The sequence below is a fragment of the Collimonas sp. OK607 genome, from assembly GCF_900111995.1.
Classification (GTDB): Bacteria; Pseudomonadota; Gammaproteobacteria; order Burkholderiales; family Burkholderiaceae_D; genus Collimonas.
Genome location: NZ_FOKF01000031.1, coordinates 20,158 through 40,726, shown reverse-complemented (window position 1 = coordinate 40,726; position 20,569 = coordinate 20,158). Strand labels below are relative to the sequence as shown.

18 protein-coding genes are annotated in these 20,569 nt (G+C 56.2%); 5 read left to right on the top strand and 13 right to left on the bottom strand.

Annotated elements, in window-relative coordinates; translation table 11 throughout:
- Positions 1-196: 196 nt before the first annotated feature.
- Entirely contained in the window at positions 197-715 is a 519-nt protein-coding gene (locus BM029_RS25710; RefSeq protein WP_139217288.1) for a hypothetical protein, read from the bottom strand.
- Positions 716-774: 59 nt separating this feature from the next.
- Here BM029_RS25710 and BM029_RS18930 point away from each other — a divergent pair, with 59 nt between their 5' ends.
- Complete coding sequence (locus BM029_RS18930) at positions 775-1,689, top strand: hypothetical protein (RefSeq protein ID WP_092438671.1); 915 nt, start codon at positions 775-777, stop codon at positions 1,687-1,689.
- A gap of 191 nt (positions 1,690-1,880) precedes the next feature.
- Here the strand turns inward: BM029_RS18930 and BM029_RS18925 are convergent, their stop codons facing one another.
- The 6 genes from BM029_RS18925 to BM029_RS25705 all read right to left on the bottom strand — a co-directional run bounded on the left by BM029_RS18925 (position 1,881) and on the right by BM029_RS25705 (position 9,507).
- Positions 1,881-2,798, bottom strand: coding sequence for an alpha-amylase family protein (locus tag BM029_RS18925; RefSeq protein ID WP_371329141.1), 918 nt, complete (start codon positions 2,796-2,798; stop codon positions 1,881-1,883).
- A gap of 46 nt (positions 2,799-2,844) precedes the next feature.
- Positions 2,845-5,070 (bottom strand): NfrA family protein, encoded by a 2,226-nt coding sequence (locus tag BM029_RS18920; RefSeq protein ID WP_092438669.1) that lies wholly within the window; start codon positions 5,068-5,070, stop codon positions 2,845-2,847.
- Complete coding sequence (locus tag BM029_RS18915) at positions 5,067-7,190, bottom strand: glycosyl transferase family protein (protein WP_092438667.1); 2,124 nt, start codon at positions 7,188-7,190, stop codon at positions 5,067-5,069. The genes BM029_RS18920 and BM029_RS18915 overlap by 4 nt, the downstream gene beginning before the upstream one ends.
- 63 nt (positions 7,191-7,253) lie before the next feature.
- Positions 7,254-8,444: a non-hydrolyzing UDP-N-acetylglucosamine 2-epimerase gene (wecB, locus tag BM029_RS18910; protein WP_092438665.1), complete on the bottom strand. Its 1,191-nt coding sequence runs from the start codon at positions 8,442-8,444 to the stop codon at positions 7,254-7,256.
- Positions 8,445-8,634: 190 nt separating this feature from the next.
- A complete protein-coding gene (locus BM029_RS18905) occupies positions 8,635-9,234 on the bottom strand; it encodes a type II secretion system protein N (RefSeq protein WP_170851140.1) in 600 nt (199 codons plus the stop codon).
- 147 nt (positions 9,235-9,381) lie between these two features.
- Entirely contained in the window at positions 9,382-9,507 is a 126-nt protein-coding gene (locus BM029_RS25705) for a prepilin-type N-terminal cleavage/methylation domain-containing protein (RefSeq protein WP_139217287.1), read from the bottom strand.
- Between the two features lie 590 nt (positions 9,508-10,097).
- Here BM029_RS25705 and BM029_RS18900 point away from each other — a divergent pair.
- The 3 genes from BM029_RS18900 (at position 10,098) to BM029_RS18890 (ending at position 13,583) form a co-directional block, all read left to right on the top strand.
- On the top strand, positions 10,098-10,358 hold the full coding sequence (locus BM029_RS18900) for a hypothetical protein (RefSeq protein ID WP_139217286.1): 261 nt from the start codon (positions 10,098-10,100) through the stop codon (positions 10,356-10,358).
- Positions 10,355-12,013 carry a DUF2334 domain-containing protein gene (locus BM029_RS18895; protein ID WP_092438659.1) on the top strand — a complete coding sequence of 553 codons (1,659 nt, stop codon included), beginning with the start codon at positions 10,355-10,357 and terminating at the stop codon, positions 12,011-12,013. Before BM029_RS18900 ends, BM029_RS18895 begins: the two co-directional genes overlap by 4 nt.
- A gap of 499 nt (positions 12,014-12,512) precedes the next feature.
- Entirely contained in the window at positions 12,513-13,583 is a 1,071-nt protein-coding gene (locus BM029_RS18890) for an MBL fold metallo-hydrolase (protein WP_092438657.1), read from the top strand.
- A gap of 125 nt (positions 13,584-13,708) precedes the next feature.
- Here the strand turns inward: BM029_RS18890 and BM029_RS18885 are convergent, their stop codons facing one another.
- From BM029_RS18885 to argS, 5 genes are all read right to left on the bottom strand, one after another.
- Positions 13,709-14,329 carry a LysE family translocator gene (locus BM029_RS18885; RefSeq protein ID WP_092438655.1) on the bottom strand — a complete coding sequence of 207 codons (621 nt, stop codon included), beginning with the start codon at positions 14,327-14,329 and terminating at the stop codon, positions 13,709-13,711.
- Between the two features lie 9 nt (positions 14,330-14,338).
- Positions 14,339-15,124 carry an SDR family oxidoreductase gene (locus BM029_RS18880; protein WP_092438653.1) on the bottom strand — a complete coding sequence of 262 codons (786 nt, stop codon included), beginning with the start codon at positions 15,122-15,124 and terminating at the stop codon, positions 14,339-14,341.
- 101 nt (positions 15,125-15,225) lie between these two features.
- The gene (locus BM029_RS18875) at positions 15,226-15,951 is read right to left on the bottom strand and encodes a thiol:disulfide interchange protein DsbA/DsbL (protein ID WP_092438651.1); all 726 of its coding nucleotides are present in this window, start codon (positions 15,949-15,951) and stop codon (positions 15,226-15,228) included.
- Between the two features lie 164 nt (positions 15,952-16,115).
- A complete protein-coding gene (locus BM029_RS18870) occupies positions 16,116-16,829 on the bottom strand; it encodes an SPOR domain-containing protein (RefSeq protein WP_092438649.1) in 714 nt (237 codons plus the stop codon).
- Between the two features lie 84 nt (positions 16,830-16,913).
- Complete coding sequence (gene argS, locus BM029_RS18865) at positions 16,914-18,665, bottom strand: arginine--tRNA ligase (protein ID WP_092438647.1); 1,752 nt, start codon at positions 18,663-18,665, stop codon at positions 16,914-16,916.
- Positions 18,666-18,968: 303 nt separating this feature from the next.
- On the opposite strand from argS, the gene BM029_RS18860 reads away from it, so the two are divergent.
- A complete protein-coding gene (locus BM029_RS18860) occupies positions 18,969-19,565 on the top strand; it encodes a nitroreductase family protein (protein WP_092438645.1) in 597 nt (198 codons plus the stop codon).
- An 81-nt stretch (positions 19,566-19,646) separates the two neighbouring features.
- On the opposite strand, the gene BM029_RS18855 is transcribed toward BM029_RS18860, so the two are convergent.
- Positions 19,647-20,546 carry a DMT family transporter gene (locus BM029_RS18855; protein ID WP_092438643.1) on the bottom strand — a complete coding sequence of 300 codons (900 nt, stop codon included), beginning with the start codon at positions 20,544-20,546 and terminating at the stop codon, positions 19,647-19,649.
- Positions 20,547-20,569 lie beyond the last annotated feature (23 nt).

Genomic DNA, 20,569 nt, shown 5'->3' with positions numbered 1-20,569 from the left:
GCATGACTTGGCGGGATGCTCGCTTCACTGCGCAAATTCCGACCACGGCAGCGGACGAGTTGCGTCGGATAGCTGGATTTTCTTCCGGCGCTTCTGACCTGACTACGTTTCTGCACTCTCAAGCCAAAGATCTCTACGGAGACCATTTCAGCTGCGCCAGCCTACTATTCCATGCGGACTTCGGGGAATTAGCGGGCTATTTTGCATTGGTAAACGATTCAATTCCACTGACGGTAGTTGAAGACGCCGGGCCACCCGGCACGCCAAATATCACAACAGAAGAAAGGAGGTCGCGAATAAAGTAATCCCCGACATTTACGCTGTGTAGCCTTGATGCCCGTGTCGCCCATGGTCTGTGGCTGTCGCCACGATCTTGTTCGGTGGCGCCAAAGCGCTCCTGTTTCCGTGGATCATAGAACTTTTGGATCGCGCAAGAATTCGCATGCGCACCAAGGTTGTATGCGTGCGCGCATCGGGTAGAGAGGTATGTTATCTGGTCGACCAGCTTCAAGGTCGATTCAGGCCTGGCAATAAATTCCGATTTATTGCTCACAGCCGTATAAGACGTTTTTTTAGATATTTCTTCTTCGCCAAGATACCAGCCGTATCTTGGTCGAACGACGCTGCCCGTTCGCACATGAATCAAGCAGCGATGGTTCACGCCGACCTGAATTCGGCGTATCCGATGGTGCCCGATGTGGGTAGAGGTTCGCATCGGACGCGGCGACTAACGGTTGTAAATAATGAATTCTTTCTTAATCTTATGGAATAGTAATGTATAAATTGAAATCTGTCATCATCATTTTAGGAGCAATGCTCGGGATGGTTTTACAAGGTGAGGCGAACGCATGGGGATCGCGAAATCAGCCGCCAGCGCCGACGACAACGACCACCACCACCACTACTACCGCAGTCAGTTACGCCAATCCGCAAATGTACGGCGTGACCATCGACGATATATCGGGATTGACCGCCACTACCACCGCTCTGTCCAAACTGGCGAAGAAGCCAACCACCCGCATTGTGTTCGACGAATGGCAGCCTGCATCCGGCTACCGTAACGCGACTGTGGCGATCAACAAAGTCAGTTATGTGATGGGTGAGATCCTTGACTCGTCGGCGATGGATCAATACACCGTTCAGCAATACCTGAACCGCACAAGCGAGTACACGGGAGCCCTTGGCGACGTCGTGAACATTTGGGAAGTCGGCAACGAAATCAATGGGGAATGGCTGGGCAAAAACGCCGATGTGGTCGCCAAGATGACTGGTGCTTACGATCTGGTCAAAGGGCAAGGCAAGGTTGCCGCTCTGACGCTGTACTACAATCAGGACTGCTGGTCCAATCCCGCGAACGAGATGTTCACCTGGGCGAATGCGAATATTCCGGCGCGCATGAAAAGCGGGCTTGACTATGTGCTGGTCAGCTATTACGAAGAGGACTGCAACGGCTTGGTTCCTGATTGGAATGCGGTGTTTACGAAGCTGTCGGCCATGTTTCCGAACTCCAAAGTCGGATTTGGCGAAACCGGCACTACCACTACCAACAAGGCCGCCTACCTGACGCGCTACTACACCTTGAAGCCACCGGTAAAAAACTATATCGGCGGCTATTTCTGGTGGTATGGCAAAGAAGACCTGGTGCCGTCCACGCAACCGCTGTGGTCGACATTTAATAACGTGTTGTAAGGTAGCTGATAACAATCCGCTCCTGCTGCCCTGAAGGACTATCTCAGGTGCGTTCGTTTCAGTGCCCCTTACTAATAACGGCTCTAACAACTTCCGTTCCAGGTTAAGGGTGCTGACTTGAGTAGTCCTTCATGGTATCTGCGGCAAGGGGCTGGCCCTGCAGATTGTCCCTTGCGGTTTTCCAGTGAGCCTCAGCCCCCGTTTTCAGCAGCATTTTCAGAACCGACCAGCTCATTTACCAGGTCGCGGCTCACGTAATGCGGGCCATCGAACAAGTAAACGGAAAAGCCGTCATAAGCGGCAAGTTGCGGCTTGAGTTCTGCAGCTGTAACCGGTCGGAATCCTCCTCCCTGGCGCGGACGAAACGCTTCGGCGATGATACGTACTCGCTGTTTTCCAAAGCGAGCAGCCAGCACGTCTGAATAATGCCTGGCCACGCTTGCCTCGCGCGCGTGGATGCCGACGCCATCCTGAAAGAAAATGCCGACGTCTGGCGGTAGCCAGGAAGCAAGCCATTGCGACAGCGTTTCGGCGCCGACATTGGCGCTGTCGTACACGCTGATCCACAGTGGCCGCGGCAAATGTGCCAGCAGCGGACCAAGGCGGGCTGCATCGGACCAGCTCGAATCGACCTCCAGTGGGAAGAACCAACCCGCCACATGCAGCGGTGTCGGCAACGCGGCGAGCTTGCGCGACTCTTCAATTAACGCGGCAACATTTGCGCGGGCGGCCGTTTCGTCGAACTTGCCTGCCAATCCGACAATCACTTTGTTCGCCCAAGGTTCAGCGGCAATCCGTTGCCAATCAGGAAATCTCGCGGCAGCGCGGCCCTCGGCGCCTGGCAGGTAGTTGACGCCATCCACGGCCGTCCATTGGATGAGCAGCTCACGCGCCCCTAGCCTTTCCCAGTTTCCCATAGGATGCAGCGTCTGGTCATCGAGCTGCCACACGATTCCTCGCACGCGCGTCGGCGGAGATTGCTTGAGCCTGGCTTGCAGCGGGTCCTGGCAACCGCAGAGCGTTGTCACCACCAGCATGCCTAATATGCGGCGCCGATTGAACCTGCGCAAATTTGTCCTCGACTTCACATTGCAAACGGCGAGGTGCATCTTCATGGTTCGCTTCCTTGATCAGGGACGCCGGCGCATCGCTTACTCAATACGAGGCGCTGAGCCGGATGAACCAGCCTTCGGCCCGCTTGTCCCCGGCAATACGCCAGCGGTACTGCAGCGACAGGTCGACAAAGGAGCGCGGCGCATTATAGTAATCCTGCCGGAACCAGTAACGCATACTGGTTCCGATGCCGCTTCCGATTGCTTTTTTGTCGTGCTCAATGAGGGTCGAATCATAATCTGCGCCCATCACGAGGTGCGGAAACAGGACCAGGGTCGACCCGCTTGCGCCAAGTAGATAACTACGCCCCAATTGCCCTTCAACGGTGGCATAATTTTGCGGATGCTGGAAGTAGTGCCCCGCTTCAGCATACACGTGCGTGCTCAGCCAGTTGGTTTGATCCGCGTGCAAATCCAGTCCGGTGTCCGAAGAGAAGCCAGCCCGGGCAAGCCAGTCGCCGCTGGTAGCGTCCCCCAATGGCACCAGGCGCTCGAGCGCCAGTATGGCGTTGACCTCGCTGAACGGTTTCACGCGTGCGCCGAACGCAGCCTGGGCTGTGGCAGTTCCGGTCGGGACACCCGATCCGCCGCTTATTGTTTCATTGATCCGGCCATAGATTTCCATCAGCGCCCCATCCTGCACTCCAAACGGACGCCAGTATGCTTCAGCGGCGATGTCCTTGCCATCGATCGTGCCGCCATGCGGCACCCCGGTCCCAGCCGCAGCAACGGCTCTATCGCTCAGTGTTGCACGCACCCCCCAGCGGCGCTCCAGGTCAGCGGTTTCGCGTCGCACGTCGTAGAGCTGCTGTGCATCCAGCGCAAGATGGCCTGCTTGCGCCGCGTCGACGGTCCGGTTGAGGTACCCGATTGCCTGTTCATTGCGCCCCTGGTGCGCGGCAGCGTAGGCTGCGTCGTGGCGGGCGGCATCGGTGAGCGTGCCCTGTGCCTCCGCACGGCTGAACAGGTCGAGCGCATCCTGGTTATCTCCTGCCTGAAGGGCAAGATAGGCCAGCTCAAGCTCGGATCCTTTCTCTGGAGAGCGGCTTACCTCTGCCAGACGCGCACGCGCGTCTTCTTTCCGGCCAAGCCCGATCAGTGCCGCGATCTCGGTCCTGGGCGTTTTGTCCGGTGCGTTCAGCACGGCAGCATAATCCGCCTTGGCAGCAACCTGGTTTCCGCGGCGTTTTCGAATATCGGCGCGCGCCAGCAGCATGTCGGCATCGTTTCCAAAGTCGGCCAGGGAAGTACTGGCAGCCTGTTCCGCCTCGGCCAGCAATCCCTGCGCGCTCAGCGCCTGCACGTGCAAACGGCGATAGCCAAGATCGCGAGGAGACAATTGGATCGCTTCACCGGCCTTGCTGCTCGCCAGAGCGTAGTTCTTGCTGGCGAAAGCGCGATACGCTTGATCGGCAAGCAGGAATCCCGGATCCGCGGACGCCGCGCCGGGTTTGATGTCGCATGCCGAGACCAGGTCCGGTCCTGATGTGCAACTGACAAGCGGGAAGCTGAACGCCGGGGCGGCACGGCTTGGGTCGGATCGGCCAAGCATGATTGTCGCCAGCGCACGCCGCACTGTTGCTTCCTTGTCCTCGCCGCCTTGCAGAGGTTCGAGCAGGCGCAGCGCCCGCTGTGGATCGCCATTGGCCAACGCGGCGTCGGCAGCCACCAGCCGGATGCCACGCCGGTTAGCCGGGCCGGCGCCCGACAGGGCTTGATCGAAGTCTGCTTGCGCAGGTTCGACCGCGCCACGTTGCTGGCGTATGGCGCCACGCAGGAGCAGCGCTTCGCTCGATGGCGTTTCTGGCTTGATCGTGTCAGAGGCTGCTTGCTCCGCTTGCTCCAGCTCCCCGTTCGCGACCAGCGCATTGATCAGGGCGATGTGAAATGCAGGCAGGGCGGGTAGATAATCCACAGCCTTGCGCGCCTGCTCTACGGCCTGCGCAAAGTCGCGGCGCTCCAGGGCCTGGTAAGAGGCCGCGGAAGCGTTGAAGGCAAGCTGCGCCTGCGCCGTGCGACGCGCCAACTCAGCCTTTTCCAGCAGGTCGCGAAGGCGCGCGACATCCGGCCGCAAGCGGATCGCCTCGCGTGCCTTTGCCGCCGCGATATCATATTCTCCTTGTGCAAAAGCCTTGTATGCCTCATCGGCAATCCGATATGCCTGGCCGTTAAGCGGTCGCTCTGCGGCAGCGGCGCCAGCGGCCACAAGCAAGGTGACGGCGGCAAGACTGCTGCCTAGGAAATGCAGCGAAACCGGATATTTTCTCATGCGACTCCCAATGCTAATCTGAGTAAGGCCATTTGCTGCTGAACAGTTTCTTCGATAACGTCGCGCGACACAAGCCCCCGACCGACGAGAAAGTCGCCAATACGCCCATGTTGCGGAGAGAGGTAGTGTTGCATCGCCTGCTCCAGCGTTTCCCGCGTGATTTTTCCATTCTGGATCAGCAGTTCACCAAGGAGCGACGCACTTTTAAATTCTCTTTTGACGGTTTTAGCATGCATTTCTGCCATAGCCAAGCGCAATCCTGAAACTATTTCGCTGTCCCGCGCGATATGTTGCACGGGCTGTGTGCCAAATGCTGAGGCAAGTTCCCTGAGCGCATCTTCGGCAAGAGGCTTGCCGACTGCGACAATCGGTTTGCCATTGGCGTCCTGCCCGATCGGCATCGCGCCCAACCTTATACACATATCAAGCGATACCGGGGCCGGCAAGGAGGCTGCGATCCTGATTTCAGCGCGCGACAGATCGGATTGGAAGGCGATCGCTTCCGCCAGGGTTTCTTCGTCGATATAGCCGCGGGACACTAATATATGCCCAAGGGGAAGGTGCATCTCCGTGTGTTCCTGCAATCCCTTTTTCATGTCTTCCTCGGTGATCGCTTGCCACGAAACCAGCAGTTCACCGAGGCGTTGGCGCGTGCGCAAAAGCCGGTCGTCGGAGGGGAAATCGTGCATGGTCTTGTCCCATGCCAGGCGTTTCCCGAACAGCAGGTGCCCCAGGAACAACTTCCAGGCCCGAGCCACTGCTACGAAATTAATAAAATTGGCAACTATCATGCGCGGCGCGGAAAGCAATCCATGCACCGGTCCGTACAGGCGACTGACGAAATAGGCGCGTTGGGAGGCACGCAACGCCAGTGCGGTCAGATTGGCGTAGAGCACATAGTGGAGCCATGTTTGCGATTCCAGCAGCGACCTGGGGGTGAGCTTCCAGAATCCGAAATGGTCGGCGACCCAGAATGGCAGGAACTGCAACAGCAGCAGATAGGCGGGAACGCTGACGAGGGCGGTGACGATGCCTTTGCGGTCCCGAAACAGCAAGTATTTGTTTGCAAGCGAACCGCTCCAGCCGATTTGCGCCCACCCTTGCAGGCTGATGCCCAACACCCAGCGCGTTTTTTGCCGATAGGCCGTCTTGAACTGGTCGGGAAAATACTCGCGCACGCATAGCGGCATCTTGAGCGTGACCTGGCATTCTTTTCCGAAACCGAACCATGTTTTGCGACTGACCGAAAAGTGGACGGGAAAACGCGCAAATATGGATGTCATCCCTATGCTCGCCAAACGTGCGCCAATGTCATAGTCTTCAGTCAGCGTGTCGGTGTTGAATGGCTGGTTTTGATTGTCGTTGGCCAGTGCCTGCAGGGCGCGTCGCGAAAAACAGGTGCCGACGCCAGCCGAAGGCACCATGCCGCTGATACTTTCCCTGACAACGATGTCCTTGGCATGGGATTCAGCGAACTCATCCATATAGGTTCCTGCCACCAACTCGGACCATTTGCGTTCGAGCGACATTACGGGAAGCTGGATCATGTCCTTGCGCGGCAGCAGGTAATTGAAAAATTTAAGTTCGAGAGAATGCAACACGTCTTCGCTATCGTGAAGAATGACGCCGGCAAATTGATAACCGCGTTTCTTTTCATGCAGGAAAATCGCGTTGATGACCCAATTCAGGCAGTCCGCCTTGCAGGTAGGGCCAGCATGGGGCACTTCGACCCGATGCAATTGCTTGTAGCGGCGACGCATCCGCTCTACCTCTGCTATGGTGCGTGCATCATTGACATAGGTTCCGACGAAAATAACATAGTTGTGGTAGTTGAGAACCGTCACCATGTTTTCGATCATTTGGGCGATCACATCATACTCTAGCCACGCCGGCACCATGATCGCAAGCGGCTGCTCGGCGTGTTCCTCCAGTTGCCGCTCCGTGACCGGCCGATAGGTGCGCGTTCTGGTCAGCTGACGGTAAGCCTGGCGGATCCAGTACCACGCGTCGACAAACAGATCGTCAGCCGCTGACACCAGAAACAATACCGCGACAATGCAGGTGGTAAGTTCCAGCAGCGTATAGTAATCGGCAAGGAAATGTGGCCAGTAGGTTGTCATGGTGCCCGGAAAAATCAATGTAGGGAGACTTTGCAATGAAAGGAAAGCTCAAAACATGGGAGGCTATATAACCACGAAATCCTCCTGACCATCTATTGCGACCGGAGGCAGCTCTTCCGGCTTCGCAGCGAATTCCGTTACGGTCCGATTGAGCAGGGCCGCCACGATACGTTGTGACGCGTAGCCATCTCCATAGGGATTGTGGCGCAGGCTAATCGACTTCCATGCGGCATCGTCGTCATACAGTCTGTGGACGGCCGTCACGATGCGCTCCGCCTCGGTACCTACCAGTTCGACCGTGCCTGCGAGAACCGCCTCCGGCCTTTCGGTGACGTCGCGCATCACCAGAACCGGCTTGCCCAGCGATGGCGCCTCTTCCTGCACTCCGCCGGAGTCAGTGAGAATGACATGCGCGCGCTGCATCAAACGTACGAACGAGAGGTAATCCAGCGGAGCAATCAGATGCACGTTGCGCAGATGAGACAGGGCAGCCGAAACCGGTTGCTGCACATTGGGATTGAGATGCACCGGATAGACGATGTCAATGTCGGCACGCGCTGACAGCTCGGCCAGCGCCGCGCAGATATTTTGAAAGCCGGGTCCGAAATTTTCTCTCCGGTGACCGGTAACCAGCAGTATCTTGCGGTCCGGCTGGAGGAAAGGAAATTGCGCGTCGAGCCCGCTGCGCAATTCGTCGTCAAGCGAAATCCGCGTACTGGAAGCCATCAAGGCATCGATCACCGTATTGCCGGTAATATAGATCTTGCCGGCCAGATTTTCCCTGCACAGGTTTTGTTTCGATCCTTCGGTCGGTGCAAACAGCAAGTCGCTGACGATGTCGACCATCCTGCGATTCATCTCTTCAGGCCAGGGCTGCTTCAAATTGCCGGTGCGCAATCCAGCCTCGACATGCGCAACCGGAATCCCGCGATGGAACGCGGCAACGGCGCCCACCATTGCCGTCGTCGTGTCTCCATGCACCAGCACGCGATCCGGCTTTACTTGTTCGATCAAGGGATCGAGCGCAGCGAAAATGCGGGAACTCAGGCCATTCAATGTCTGGTTCGGCAGCATCAGGTCCAGATCGAAATCAGCCTGCAATTCGAAAACGTCCAGTACCTGGCGCAGCATGCTGCGGTGTTGCCCGGTGGTACAGACTAGGGACTCGATTTCCGCTTCTGATGCGAGACTCTTGAGTACCGGCGCCATCTTGATGGCTTCAGGGCGAGTGCCGAATATGGAAAGAATTTTCATAAGTCCCCCTTACTCATTGAGCATGAATCCAGAGATGCAATGCTGCTTTTACCGCGAGTACAACTGTAATTATTTGTAATTAATTGTGACCCTTTTGCCAGTCTAGAGGATGAATGTAATTTTTGCCAATAAAATCCTTTATAACAAGCGACGCCTGTATAAATGCCTTGCTTTGATTCGATAAAAACGACTAGCGGTTGGCGTGATGCGGTTTACCCGGTCGTGTCGCAGGCGCCGCAGATGAGATTGCGGATGCCTCAGGTGAGATTGCGGATGCCGCAGGTGAGATTGCTGGCGCCGCAGGTAGAGCCTGCGGCTCTCCAGGCGGTGGCGGAAACGCCGGCGCCGCAGGCGGACCCGCTGACACCATATCCAGTTTGGTCTCGGCGTGCTCGGGCAGGACTAGCCGTTTGAGAATGCCGCCTTCCAACAACAGCACATAGGTCTTATGCACTTCCTTGATGCTAGTCCCCGACTGCACTTCTTTGCCAACCCGGACCACTTGCGCGGGCTGGCCCTCTGCGCGCAAGATAGCCACGCTCTCCGCAGCATTTTGCGCGACTACCACACCCGTCAGCCGGTAATTGCTGGCAGCCAAGCTCCCATGATCGCCAAACAATCCGGCCGCCTGTGAAATGTCAATCTGTGGCGCCTCTGCTTGCGGCGGTGGCGCAACCGCACGCAGCGGCTGCTTGACCAGCGTCATGCCCCAATATGCGACGCAGGCACATAGCAGCATGAATAAGGGCAGACTGACGAGCGCGGGCAGACGCGCGCTATGGCGGCGCATATTTTTGCCGATAATTCTGTTGAAATAGCCGCCCATGTTCCTATTGCTCCCTGGTCCACAGCATCGCGCCATGGTTGGATCCGCGCTTGATCAATGACCAGGCAAGCGCGTCGAAAAATCCGCGCATCATCGCTGCGCCCCAACAGCTTAGGAACAATCGATGCCGCCGGGCATCCCCACAAGCACCGCAACCATGATTTCGATCAGTGCGAAGCCGCATTGCGTAACAGCCGCGTAGCGATGTCGAATGGCGGGGAATATTGCATTACGCATTTGCTTCCCTGTTAAAAATGGCGCGGTATATTTTTCAGTCGGGATTCTATTTTTATGCGGCAACAAGCCTGCTCGCTCTTCATCAATTTATAAAAAACGGGCGCGCAGAGTTGTCGTCATGACGAGCATACTCCAAATTTTTTCTTGGAGAAAAGCAGATTTATTACCCGACGGAAAACAACAATATCGACGACGATTTTTGCGCAAGATGTCGCATGGAGTCCTAGCTAAAATAGAACTTTCGCCTATACTTTAAGCTAACTTTTTGTGACATGAAAACGGACGTTCTCACAAGAATTCTCATAAGAAATAATCAGCGCGTTTTCTACCACATCCCGAGATTGCATCGCAGAAAGACGGATCATGATTACTATCAAGAAATCCCTCGGATGCAGGTCGATCAGGCCCCGTTCCTCGTCATTTTCTTCGCACTGTTTTGACGCGCGCGCAATCAAACAGCGATGGCGCGCGCGCTAGTCGGCAATATCCCACATTCAAAATTTGCATTGCTAGTATCCGGATGCGATATACCAGCCCGGTTTAAAGGAGTGGGCTGACGCTGAAGTACTCATCCTCGAAGGGAGGAAACCATGAAATCTACACATAAAATACGGTCGCACATTCTCATGGCTGGCATCGGCGCGGTGATTGGTTTTGCCGCATCCGCCAATGCAGGCAATGTCAACGTCGCGCCCCCTCCGAAGCCAGCTTTTGACACTGTGGTCGCGCCGGGCCAAGTGCCTGGCAAAAATATAGAGCACGGTCATCATCATAAGGGCGACGTCAAGAAGAATAAATCCAGTGATGATGAAGAGCGTAAACAAACCGGAAAAGCAGGTGGCCAATCATGAAAAAGATTGCAACCATTCTTATACTGATCGCCGAGCTGTTTGTTCTTAGCCCGTCGCCGGCAAATGCGCAGTTACTGACTACACCGATAAAAGTATTGATTGTGTACGATGCCCCTTCCCCTGATCAGTATGAGAAGCTGGGATTTGCCTACGCCATCATGCTGCGTAATCTGATTGGACATTTCAACAGTACCGTTGATCTGGTGCCGATACAAAACTATAGCGCCGGCAAAATCGAGTCCTATCAAGCCACTTTCTATTTGGGGTCGTATTATAACAATCCGATTCCGGCTGTATTTCTTAACGATGTTAATGCCACGCAGAAAACCATCGTCTGGTTCAAATACAACCTGTGGCAGTTCGCATGGAACGCGGCGTACAATTTCAATACCCATTACGGATTCAGTTTTAACGGCTTACAGGGACTGAATGCGGCGCCTAGCTCGACCAACCCGGCACCGGGCTTCTTCGACACCGTCTCCTACAAGGGTAAGTCGATGGTGAAGTACTATGCGTACGATGCTGCGAGCAACACAGTAAACGCCGATCCCGACGTCGGCATCACGCAGATCATTGATACGGCCAAGGCACAGACGCTGGTAACGATTACAAACAGCAAGACGTCCGCGCAGGCGCCGTATATTATCCGCTCCGGCAATTTCTGGTATTTCGCTGACATGCCATTGTCATACATCGGCCCTCGTGACCGCTATCTGGTCCTGTGCGATATATTGCACGACATATTCGCTGACAATCAACCGGTAAGCCATAAAGCTCTGGTACGACTGGAAGATGTCGATGCATTGGTCGATTACGGCACAATGAAAACGCTGTCGGATTATTTGGTGGGCAAACATATTCCATTTTCGATTGCGACCATCCCGCATTATATGGACCCGCTAGGCGTATACAACGGAGGGGTTGCGGAAGAAGTCCCGCTGTCGCAGGCCGGGACGCTCAAGAGATCGTTAAATTACGCGCTGGCGCGAGGCGGAAAAATCCTGATGCATGGTTATACCCATCAATACGATTCGATGCGGAACAAGAATACAGGGGTCAGCGCCGATGATTTTGAATTCTGGAATGCCGTGGCGAATACCCCGGTGGCCGAAGATTCGACTGCATGGGCATTGGGACGTCTCCTGGCGGGAAGGACAGAATTACTGCTTAACGGTTACATTCCATTTGCCTGGGAGACCCCGCACTATCAGTCATCACCGCTGTCCACGAAGGCTATACCGCAGGTATTCAATACAACCTATCAGCGCGCCGTGTATTACACCTCCGACACTCCTAACTTCACCTTGGCCCAGGGCAAGGATTTTGCAGTTGGACAGTTTTTCCCCTACGTCATCAAGCAAGACTACTACGGCCAGTGGATCGTGCCGGAAAATCTGGGGAACATTGAATACAACATCAGCGCTATCGATCCGTATTCAAACGTGGTCTACACGTGGCAAGATCTTTATCTGAATGCCCAATATGCTTTGGTGGTAAGGGATGGGGTCGCATCTTTCTTCTTTCATCCATTCTGGCTGGAGTCGTCGCTGGCACCGCTGGTTACGACCGGATTCAGCGATTTCAAAAGCATAATTCAAGGTATTACGGGATTGGGCTACACCTGGACTGATGCCAGTACACTCGGGCATCCATAAACCATGCATCGTCCCGCCAAAGGAGCCTGGATCCTTTGGCGGGCGACGACATTTCAACTAAAGGCTATCCCACGGGTCGGGCGACAGAATGGCATTTGTAATTTCGCGCCTGAATCTGTCCGCTGCTGGCTGGGCCGCCGGTCGCAATTAAGCCCATCGTCCGCGTCTTCCGTTGGTCAGGGTGCATGATCAATGCCAGCAAATTGGTATTGGAGCCGTCAACATTGACCGGGACGGATAGTCAACATAACCGGTATTCGCCATCTGCGCCAAGGCAGATGGCCGTCGCCGAAAACTGACGTCAAGCCACCGGAAATCCTTACAATAACGGGATAAACAGAAAATCTCATTTTCTGTGGCGAAGCCTAAAGAAGTATCATCTTCTGCGACAAATAATCCCAATATGTATGGCGCATCTGTAACCTATTGATTTTCCCTGTTTCCAGGGTCACCTTCCATAACACTTTATGGCTTTGCAAAAAATAGAAAGAATTCCTCGATGAACGCACTCGAAGCCCAGCTCAGCTATGCTTTCGGCGACACCTTGCCGGCCAGCGGCGCCACCCTCGAAGTCGCGCCTGGCGTACGCTGGCTGCGGATGGGCTTGCCATTTGCACTGGACCACATCAATTTATGGCTGCTGGAAGACAGCGTGGAAACCGACGACGGTATCCGCCACGGCTGGACTATCGTCGATTGCGGCATTGCCAACGACGCCACGCGTGCCGCCTGGGATGCCATTTTTGCAAGCGAGCTGCGCGGCCTGCCGGTATTGCGGGTGCTGGTCACCCATTGCCATCCGGATCACGTCGGCCTGGCCGACTGGCTATGCAACCGCTGGCAAGCGCCGTTGTGGATGAGTAGCGGCGAGTATCTTTCTGCGCGCATCATGTCGGCGGCGCTGCCCGGCGCTGATGGCAGTGCATCCTTGCCGCATTTTCAGCAGCACGGGATGCACGATCCTGAGGTTATCGCCAAGGTATCTCAGCGCAAATCCTACTATCCGAACATGGTACCCGCGGTGCCGCTGGCCTATCATCGGCTGGCGGATCAGCAGCAACTGCGTATCGGCCAGCATCAATGGCGCGTAATCACCGGCTTCGGCCATGCACCGGAGCACGTGGCGCTGTATTGCGCTGGTCTGGATTTGCTGATTTCCGGCGATATGGTGTTGCCGCGGATTTCCACGAATGTATCGGTGTTTGCAATTGAGCCGGAATCGAACCCGGTCCAGCAATATATGGATTCCCTCGAAAAATATCGCGCCCTGCCGACCACTACGCTGGTGCTGCCCTCGCACGGCAAGCCGTTCCGCGGTTTGCAAATCCGTATCGACCAGTTGCAGCAACATCATCGGGAGCGGCTGGCGGAGGTGGTGGAAGCCTGCACGGCGGCGCCGCAGTCAGCCAGCGACATCGTGCCGATCATGTTCCGGAGACCGCTGGATGCGCATCAAATGACTTTCGCGCTGGGCGAAGCGCTAGCGCATTTGCACAAGCTGTGGTTTGACGGCGTGCTGAAACGGCGGCTGGATGCTGATCAGGTTTACCGGTTCAGCATCGCCCGATAGCCAGGTAGGGTGGGCACGCCTTTGTGCCCACGCGTGAATTCACTCCACGCACAAGCACCTATTTCCATACCGTGAGGGCCTGTACTCCGGTTATCGCGGTCAAGCGTGGGCACGATGTGCCCACCCTACGGTATCGCCGCCACAATCATCGCTACCGCCAGCATCAGGCTACCGGCGACTCTGTCGGTAATCCTGACAAAACTCGGCCGGGTAGCGATGGTTTGCATTTTTCCGGCCAGGGCGGCGTAGCCGGTCAGGATAAAGAATTCCGGAATAATCGAACCCGCCGCCAGCCAGATCATTTGCGACGGTATGTTAGCGGTCGGATTGAGGAATTGCGGCAAGATGGCGATGAAGAAAATCAGCGCCTTGGGATTGGCCAGTTGCAGCGTCAGGCCGCTGAACCAGATTTTCCAGCCGGAGGCGTTGCGGCTATCCAGCTTGGAGGCGGTGATTGGCGAAGGCCGGCCGAATATTGCCGACAAACCGAGATACGCCAGATACGCCACACCCAGCCATTTCACTACGCTGAACAAGGTATGCGAAGCGACGATCAAGGCGCCCAGCCCGGTCGCCGAAATGGTGAAATAGATCGCATTGGCGGTCAGTATCCCCAAGATGGCGAAAACCGCCTTCTTCCAGCCCACCGTGATGCCGTAGGCAACCACCAGCATGACCGCCGGCCCCGGCGATGCCGACAGCGCAAACTCCGTCAGTACGAATAAGAAAAAATTGTGAAAGTCCATGTGCTCTGATCAGTTCGTTGTTTTGCGAGCCTTGTGCGGCGCTTTTGAAAACACCAAATCGTACAGCCAGTTCGGCAACAAGCGCAGTAATTTGGCGACAACGCCCATCTGCCACGGGATCACCTGATAGCTGCCGCCGCGCGCGACCGCAGCGCCGGTCTTGGCGGCGAACTGCCGCACCGGCATCAGGAACGGCATCTTGTAGTGATTGACCTGGGTCATCGGCGTGTCGATATAACCCGGGACGATGGTGACCACCTTGATGCCGCTGGCGCGTAACTCTACCCTGAGCGACTCGCAGTAACTGATCACCGCCGCCTTCGATCCGCTGTAGGCGCCGGCGCCCGGCAAGCCGCGAATGCCGGCCACACTGCCGACGCCGACCAGCCGCAGATCGGTTTGACCGGCCTTTGCCTGGCGTTTCATGGTGGCGATAAATGGTGTAAAGGTGGCCACCGTGGCCAGCACATTGGTGGCAAACACTTGCTCAAACACTTGCTGGTCTTCGGCATACTCGGTCAAGGTGCCTTGTGAAATCCCGGCACTGGCGATTACCACATCGACACCGTCGCCGGCGGCGATGAAATCTTCGGCCGCAGCAGTCAAGGCGACATGATCGTTGACATCCAGCGCGTACAGGCGATGCCGTTCCGGATGCGGCAAGCCCGCCAGCAATTGTTCCAGCACAGCCTGGCGCCTGGCAACCAGTCCCAGCGTTGCGCCCTGCTCTGCATAATATTGCGCCAGTGCGGCGCCGATGCCGCTGGAGGCGCCAGTGATGAATACACGTTTCATGGAAGTGCCTTTACGTCGATAAAAAAGCCCGCCCTCTTGCGAGAGGCGGACTTTTCAAGATCTGCTGCCGACTGACCGTGACGGTCAGCTTGTTTGCCTGCTTACTTCTTGGTCGCAGCGACCTTCGTCACCAGGCTATCCATCACTTGCAAGGTGGACTTGAACAGTTCCGGCTCGGTTTTGCCCGCGCCAGGCGTAGCGCCGACTATCGATGGCGATGTCACGTAACGGCCGTCAATCACCAATGTTGGCACGCCGTCTACCTTGTAAGCATTTTGCAGCTGGACGGCGCGAGTAACCTTGGTTTGTACTGCGAACGAATTGTACACATCCAGGAACTTGGCTTTGTCGAGACCTTGCTTCACCGCGAAATCGGTGACGGAGGCGTCTGTATCCAGGCGCTGACGCTGTACGTGGATCGCGTTAAAAACCTTCGCGTGCATTTCAGGCAACTTGCCCATGGCTTCCAGCGTGTAGTACAGCTTTTTCTGCGGTACGTACGGCGACTTTGGTTGCTGCTGGTTCGGATTAGCAGGATCGATAGCGAAATCGACCGGCACACGCTTGAAAGAAATCTTGTCGCCTTGCTTTGCTACCCATGCTTCCAGTGTCGGTTCGAGCGCATTGCAATGTGGGCAGAAATATCCGAAAAATTCAGTGACTTCGACTTTTTTCCCGAGACCGGAATCGGTTGGTTGCGGGTTATCGAGAACTTTGTATTCGGCGCCGGCAACCGGGTTAGACGGCGATGCGCTTGCGCTGGCGGCAAGCAGGCCGAAACTCAAAGTAAGACCAGCGACAGCCAAGGCTTTTTGAAAAAAACGCATGAAATATCCTTATTATTAAATGGCGAAGCAAATTATTTACGGGAAAAAATCAAGCTGCCACCGGGTTTAACCTTGTGGCCACTCACACCATTCCCAACCAGTTAGATTAAACAAACCGCATAAATCACAAACAAAAACATTCACTTACTTGTAATCGAAGCCTGTTATTTCGCAGCCCGTACCACTGCTGCATTAACGCCGTTATCTGACAACTTTCCGCGTATCCGGTTCATTGTTTCCAACTGATTAAATGGCCCGACCCGTACCCGATACAAAGAACCGGTATCGGCCTGGCGTTCGCTGATCTTGGCTTCGAAACCCATCAGAGCCAATCGGGCCTTGGCGCTTTCAGCTTCGCCCTGCTCACGGAAGGCGCCGACCTGCAGGAAATAAATCCAGTTGTCGTCAGCCGCAGCGGCTTTGGTTTTGGCTTCGGCGATGTCGCCGGCCGCTTTCTTGGTCTTGTCGGCGGTCGATTTATCGACGACAGGAGGTAACTTGCTGTCCTGCGCCTTGGCAACCAGTGCATCCAGCTTTTTCTCTGCAGCCGGGCTTGGCGGCGGCGTACCGTCGGCGGACGGTGTAGTAGCGGTAGCCGGAGGAGTAAACGCCTTGGCTGCTTCCTTCGCCGCATCCTTGTTACCGTACAGCGACTTGTTCGGATCCGGCAGATCGTTCGATGGCGCTGCCGATGTAGATGCCGCCGGTGCGGTGGCGACATCTGGTGTTTTTTCGGTCTTGGTAGTCTTGTTGGTAAACGGCGTCGGGGTTTTGGTGATCATGATCGCCACCACGACGGCAATCGCCAATCCGATAATCAGGCCGAAAATCAGGCCCAGTAAGGTACCGCCAGCTTGCTTGTTGTTAAGTTTGCTCATACTTCCCCAATGACATCCTTATTGCAGACGATTACAAACCGTCTCCGGCAACGGCTGCCAGAGATCGCCGATTGTAGATTTACATCACATGCGGGCTGGCGCCGATACGCCGATCAGCGCCAAGCCGTTGCGCAACACCTGGCGGGTTGCGTACATCAAGGCGAGGCGCGCCATCTTGAGCGCTTCATCGTCAACCAGAACCCGCTCAGCATTGTAGTAGCTATGCAGCTCACCCGCCAAATCGCGCAGATAAAATGCAACCTGGTGCGGTCCCAGCTCTTCCAGCGCATGCTGCAGCATATCCGGATATTCGGCCAGCTTGGCCAGCAGGCTGGCCTCGCGCGGTGCTGTCAGCGGGCTCAGGTCGACGCTGCCGATGCCGGCTTCGTCGCCAGTCCATTGCGCCAGCACTGAACAGATCCGGGCGTGGGCGTATTGCACGTAGTAGACCGGATTTTCGTCGGATTTGGCCAGCGCCAGATCGACATCGAATACGAATTCAGTATCAGCCTTGCGCGAGATCAGGAAGAACCGCACGGCGTCGCGGCCGCGGGTCAGGTCGCGCGGTGCGCCGTTGTCCTGCGCGCCATCTGTAGCGCCATCCTCGCCAGACGACCATTCGATCAGGTCGCGCACCGTGACATACGAACCGGCGCGCTTGGAAATTTTCACTTCCTCGCCGTTCTTCATCACGGTCACCATCTTGTGCAGCACGTAGTCGGGATAGCCTTGCGGAATTCCCATGTTGACGGCTTGCAGGCCGGCGCGTACCCGCGCAATCGTGCCATGGTGATCGCTGCCCTGGACATTGATGACCTTGCCGAAGCCGCGCTGCCATTTGACGATATGGTAAGCAACGTCGGGCACGAAATAGGTGTAGGTGCCGTCGGACTTCTTCATCACGCGGTCTTTGTCGTCGCCGTAGTCGGTTGTGCGCAGCCACAATGCGCCGTCCAGCTCATAGGTGACGCCGGCAGCGATCAAGGCCTCGACTGTGGCATTGACCTTGCCGTCCTTGTATAGCGACGATTCGAGGTAATAGTTATCGAACTTGACGCCGAAGGCCAGCAAATCCAGATCCTGCTCGCGGCGCAGGTAAGCGACGGCGAATTTGCGGATCGACTCGATATCGTTAATGTCGCCACTGGCGGTGACCGGTTCGCCATCGCTGGCGGCAACCGTCTTCTTCGCCAGGAAATCCTGCGCAATATCGGCAATGTAATCACCGTTGTAAGCATTTTCCGGCCATTCCGCATCGCCCGGCTTGAAGCCGTTGGCGCGCGCCTGCACTGAAGTCGCCAGGGTAGCGATCTGGACCCCGGCGTCGTTGTAATAAAACTCGCGGGTGACGTCGTAACCTTGCATCTCGAACAACGCAGACATGGCATCGCCAAGCGCGCCCTGGCGACCGTGGCCGACATGCAAAGGTCCGGTCGGATTAGCGGAAACAAACTCCACCAGCACTTTTTTGCCGGCGCCAAGCTTGCTCTTGCCGTAGTCGGCGCCCTCTTGCAGCACGGTCTTGACCACTTGCTGCTTGGCCGCCGCCGTCAAACGCAGGTTGATGAAGCCGGGGCCGGCGATTTCTGCCGTTTCGATCAGATCGCGATGTTCGGTGCTGGCCAGTACCGCCGCTACCAAGGCTTGCGCCAGTTCACGCGGGTTCTTTTTCAGCGGCTTGGCCAGTTGCATGGCGATATTGCAGGCGACGTCGCCGTGTGACGGGTCGCGCGGACGCTCCAGCGTCACTGTCGGCTGCAACTCGCTGCCGGCAATAATAGGCTGCAAGGCAGCATTGAAAAGGTCGATGATCTGTTGTTTCTGTGGTGCAAGCATAGGATAGGTGGTCAATAGTACGGAGGCCGTACTGGATTAATGCGAAAAGTCTATGGGACTGCCCCATTCACTTGATTATTCTCGATTATACCGGCTTGGCGGGGCAATCTTCACCCTGCATGCCCGTGCCAGATTACAACATCCTGTAAATCCAGCCGCGCGCTGCAAGCATCAAAAACTGCTGCTAAGATGCTGCGTCTCGGCCAGAGCATTTTTGACAAGTTTATGAAACGTTTCTGAAACACATCTAAACCGCCCTTGGCCGCAACGATTTTGCCTTGTTAATTTATCTACAGGAACCTCATGACCCAGTCCACACCACGTGTAGCCGACCACCCTGCCCATCCGCAGTTCCTCAGCCGCTGGTCGCCACGCGCCTATGCCAATGACGCGATTTCCGAACAAGAATTGCTGACCATCCTGGAAGCGGCACGCTGGGCGCCATCGTCCTACAACTCGCAACCTTGGCGTTTCGTCTTCGCACGCCGCGGCACACCGCACTGGAACAACCTGCTGCCTTTGCTCAACGATTTCAATCGCAGCTGGGCGGAAAATGCGGCGGCATTGGTGATCATCTTGTCGAAAACCACCTTTGCGCCACCGGGCAGCAGCGAAGAACACCCGATGCCGACCCACTCTTTCGACGCCGGTTCAGCCTGGGGCTACCTGGCGCTGCAAGCCAGCTTGTCCGGTTGGCATGCACACGGCATGGCTGGCTTCGACAAGGAAAAGACACGTAAGGAATTGAACATCCCGGCCGATTTCGCGATTGAAGCTGCGGTAGCCATCGGCAAGATCGGCGACAAAGCCATGTTGCCGGAAGGTTTGCGCGCCAAGGAAGCGCCAAGTCCACGTTTGCCGTTGCAAGCGTTGGTTTCCGAAGGAACTTTCAAGGCCTAAGAACTTTGTGGATTTGATCCGCTTTTTGCGGGTTGCCAAATTTAATGCGGATAAACAGTGAGAACCGTTTATCCGCATTTTTTATTTGCTTTGCCAATTCACCAGCACAATCCCGCTCAACACCAGCAACGCACCGAATACGAATGGCAAACCGATCGGATCACCCAGCAGCAATACGCCGAAACTGACACCGAACAACGGCGTCAGGAAAGAAAACACCGTCAGCCGCGAAGCGAGATAGCGGCGCAACATCCAGAACCAGGCCAGGAAACTGCCGAAAGCGACTATCAACGACTGGAACACCAGGCTCACCCACATGATGCCGGTCAGCGGCGCTACTTCAGTCTGCCCCGAAACCAGGGCCACCAGCGGCAGCGTCAATGCGGCTATCGCCAGCTGGTACCACAAGGTCATGCTGGGAGAGGCGTTGGTGAGGACGCTGCGCTTGATCATGATCGTGGTGGCGGCCCAGAATACGGCAGCCAGCACACCCAACGCATCGCCGATCAGCATACGGCTGAATCCCGCGCCGGCTTCAAAGCCACCGGCAAAGGCCACGGTAATCCCGGCAAATGCGGCAATCACACCTAGCCATTGGGTGACGCCGAAACGTTCGCCCGGCACCAGCCAGTGTAAACCCAGCACGGTGAAAATCGGCGCGGTGTAAACAAAGACCGACATGTGCGAAGCGGTGGTGTAATTCAAGCCGATAGAGACGCACAGGAATTCGCCGGCAAACAACAAGCCGGTTGCCAGTCCCGGCCAGAAGGTGCCGTCGGTCAGCGAAAATTTACTGCCGCGCCACCACATCAGGCCACTCACCAGCACTACCGCCACAGCCGAGCGCAAGCCGTTTTGCAGAATCGGCGAGATGCTGGGCGCCGCCACTTTGATTGCAACTTGTTGCAGCCCCCAGCACAGGCACAGTATCAACATCAGGCTCATGGCCAAACCGTCCAGCGGTTTGCGAGTCGCGGGCATATTGCTATCTTTCAGAGACGGGG

Coding starts and splice junctions, on each gene's coding strand:
- BM029_RS25710 (WP_139217288.1), bottom strand. CDS start 715: ATGCGAACCTCTACCCACATCGGGCACCATCGGATACGCCGAATTCAG.
- BM029_RS18930 (WP_092438671.1), top strand. CDS start 775: ATGTATAAATTGAAATCTGTCATCATCATTTTAGGAGCAATGCTCGGG.
- BM029_RS18925 (WP_371329141.1), bottom strand. CDS start 2,798: ATGCACCTCGCCGTTTGCAATGTGAAGTCGAGGACAAATTTGCGCAGG.
- BM029_RS18920 (WP_092438669.1), bottom strand. CDS start 5,070: ATGAGAAAATATCCGGTTTCGCTGCATTTCCTAGGCAGCAGTCTTGCC.
- BM029_RS18915 (WP_092438667.1), bottom strand. CDS start 7,190: ATGACAACCTACTGGCCACATTTCCTTGCCGATTACTATACGCTGCTG.
- wecB (WP_092438665.1), bottom strand. CDS start 8,444: ATGAAAATTCTTTCCATATTCGGCACTCGCCCTGAAGCCATCAAGATG.
- BM029_RS18905 (WP_170851140.1), bottom strand. CDS start 9,234: ATGCGCCGCCATAGCGCGCGTCTGCCCGCGCTCGTCAGTCTGCCCTTA.
- BM029_RS25705 (WP_139217287.1), bottom strand. CDS start 9,507: ATGCGTAATGCAATATTCCCCGCCATTCGACATCGCTACGCGGCTGTT.
- BM029_RS18900 (WP_139217286.1), top strand. CDS start 10,098: ATGAAATCTACACATAAAATACGGTCGCACATTCTCATGGCTGGCATC.
- BM029_RS18895 (WP_092438659.1), top strand. CDS start 10,355: ATGAAAAAGATTGCAACCATTCTTATACTGATCGCCGAGCTGTTTGTT.
- BM029_RS18890 (WP_092438657.1), top strand. CDS start 12,513: ATGAACGCACTCGAAGCCCAGCTCAGCTATGCTTTCGGCGACACCTTG.
- BM029_RS18885 (WP_092438655.1), bottom strand. CDS start 14,329: ATGGACTTTCACAATTTTTTCTTATTCGTACTGACGGAGTTTGCGCTG.
- BM029_RS18880 (WP_092438653.1), bottom strand. CDS start 15,124: ATGAAACGTGTATTCATCACTGGCGCCTCCAGCGGCATCGGCGCCGCA.
- BM029_RS18875 (WP_092438651.1), bottom strand. CDS start 15,951: ATGCGTTTTTTTCAAAAAGCCTTGGCTGTCGCTGGTCTTACTTTGAGT.
- BM029_RS18870 (WP_092438649.1), bottom strand. CDS start 16,829: ATGAGCAAACTTAACAACAAGCAAGCTGGCGGTACCTTACTGGGCCTG.
- argS (WP_092438647.1), bottom strand. CDS start 18,665: ATGCTTGCACCACAGAAACAACAGATCATCGACCTTTTCAATGCTGCC.
- BM029_RS18860 (WP_092438645.1), top strand. CDS start 18,969: ATGACCCAGTCCACACCACGTGTAGCCGACCACCCTGCCCATCCGCAG.
- BM029_RS18855 (WP_092438643.1), bottom strand. CDS start 20,546: ATGCCCGCGACTCGCAAACCGCTGGACGGTTTGGCCATGAGCCTGATG.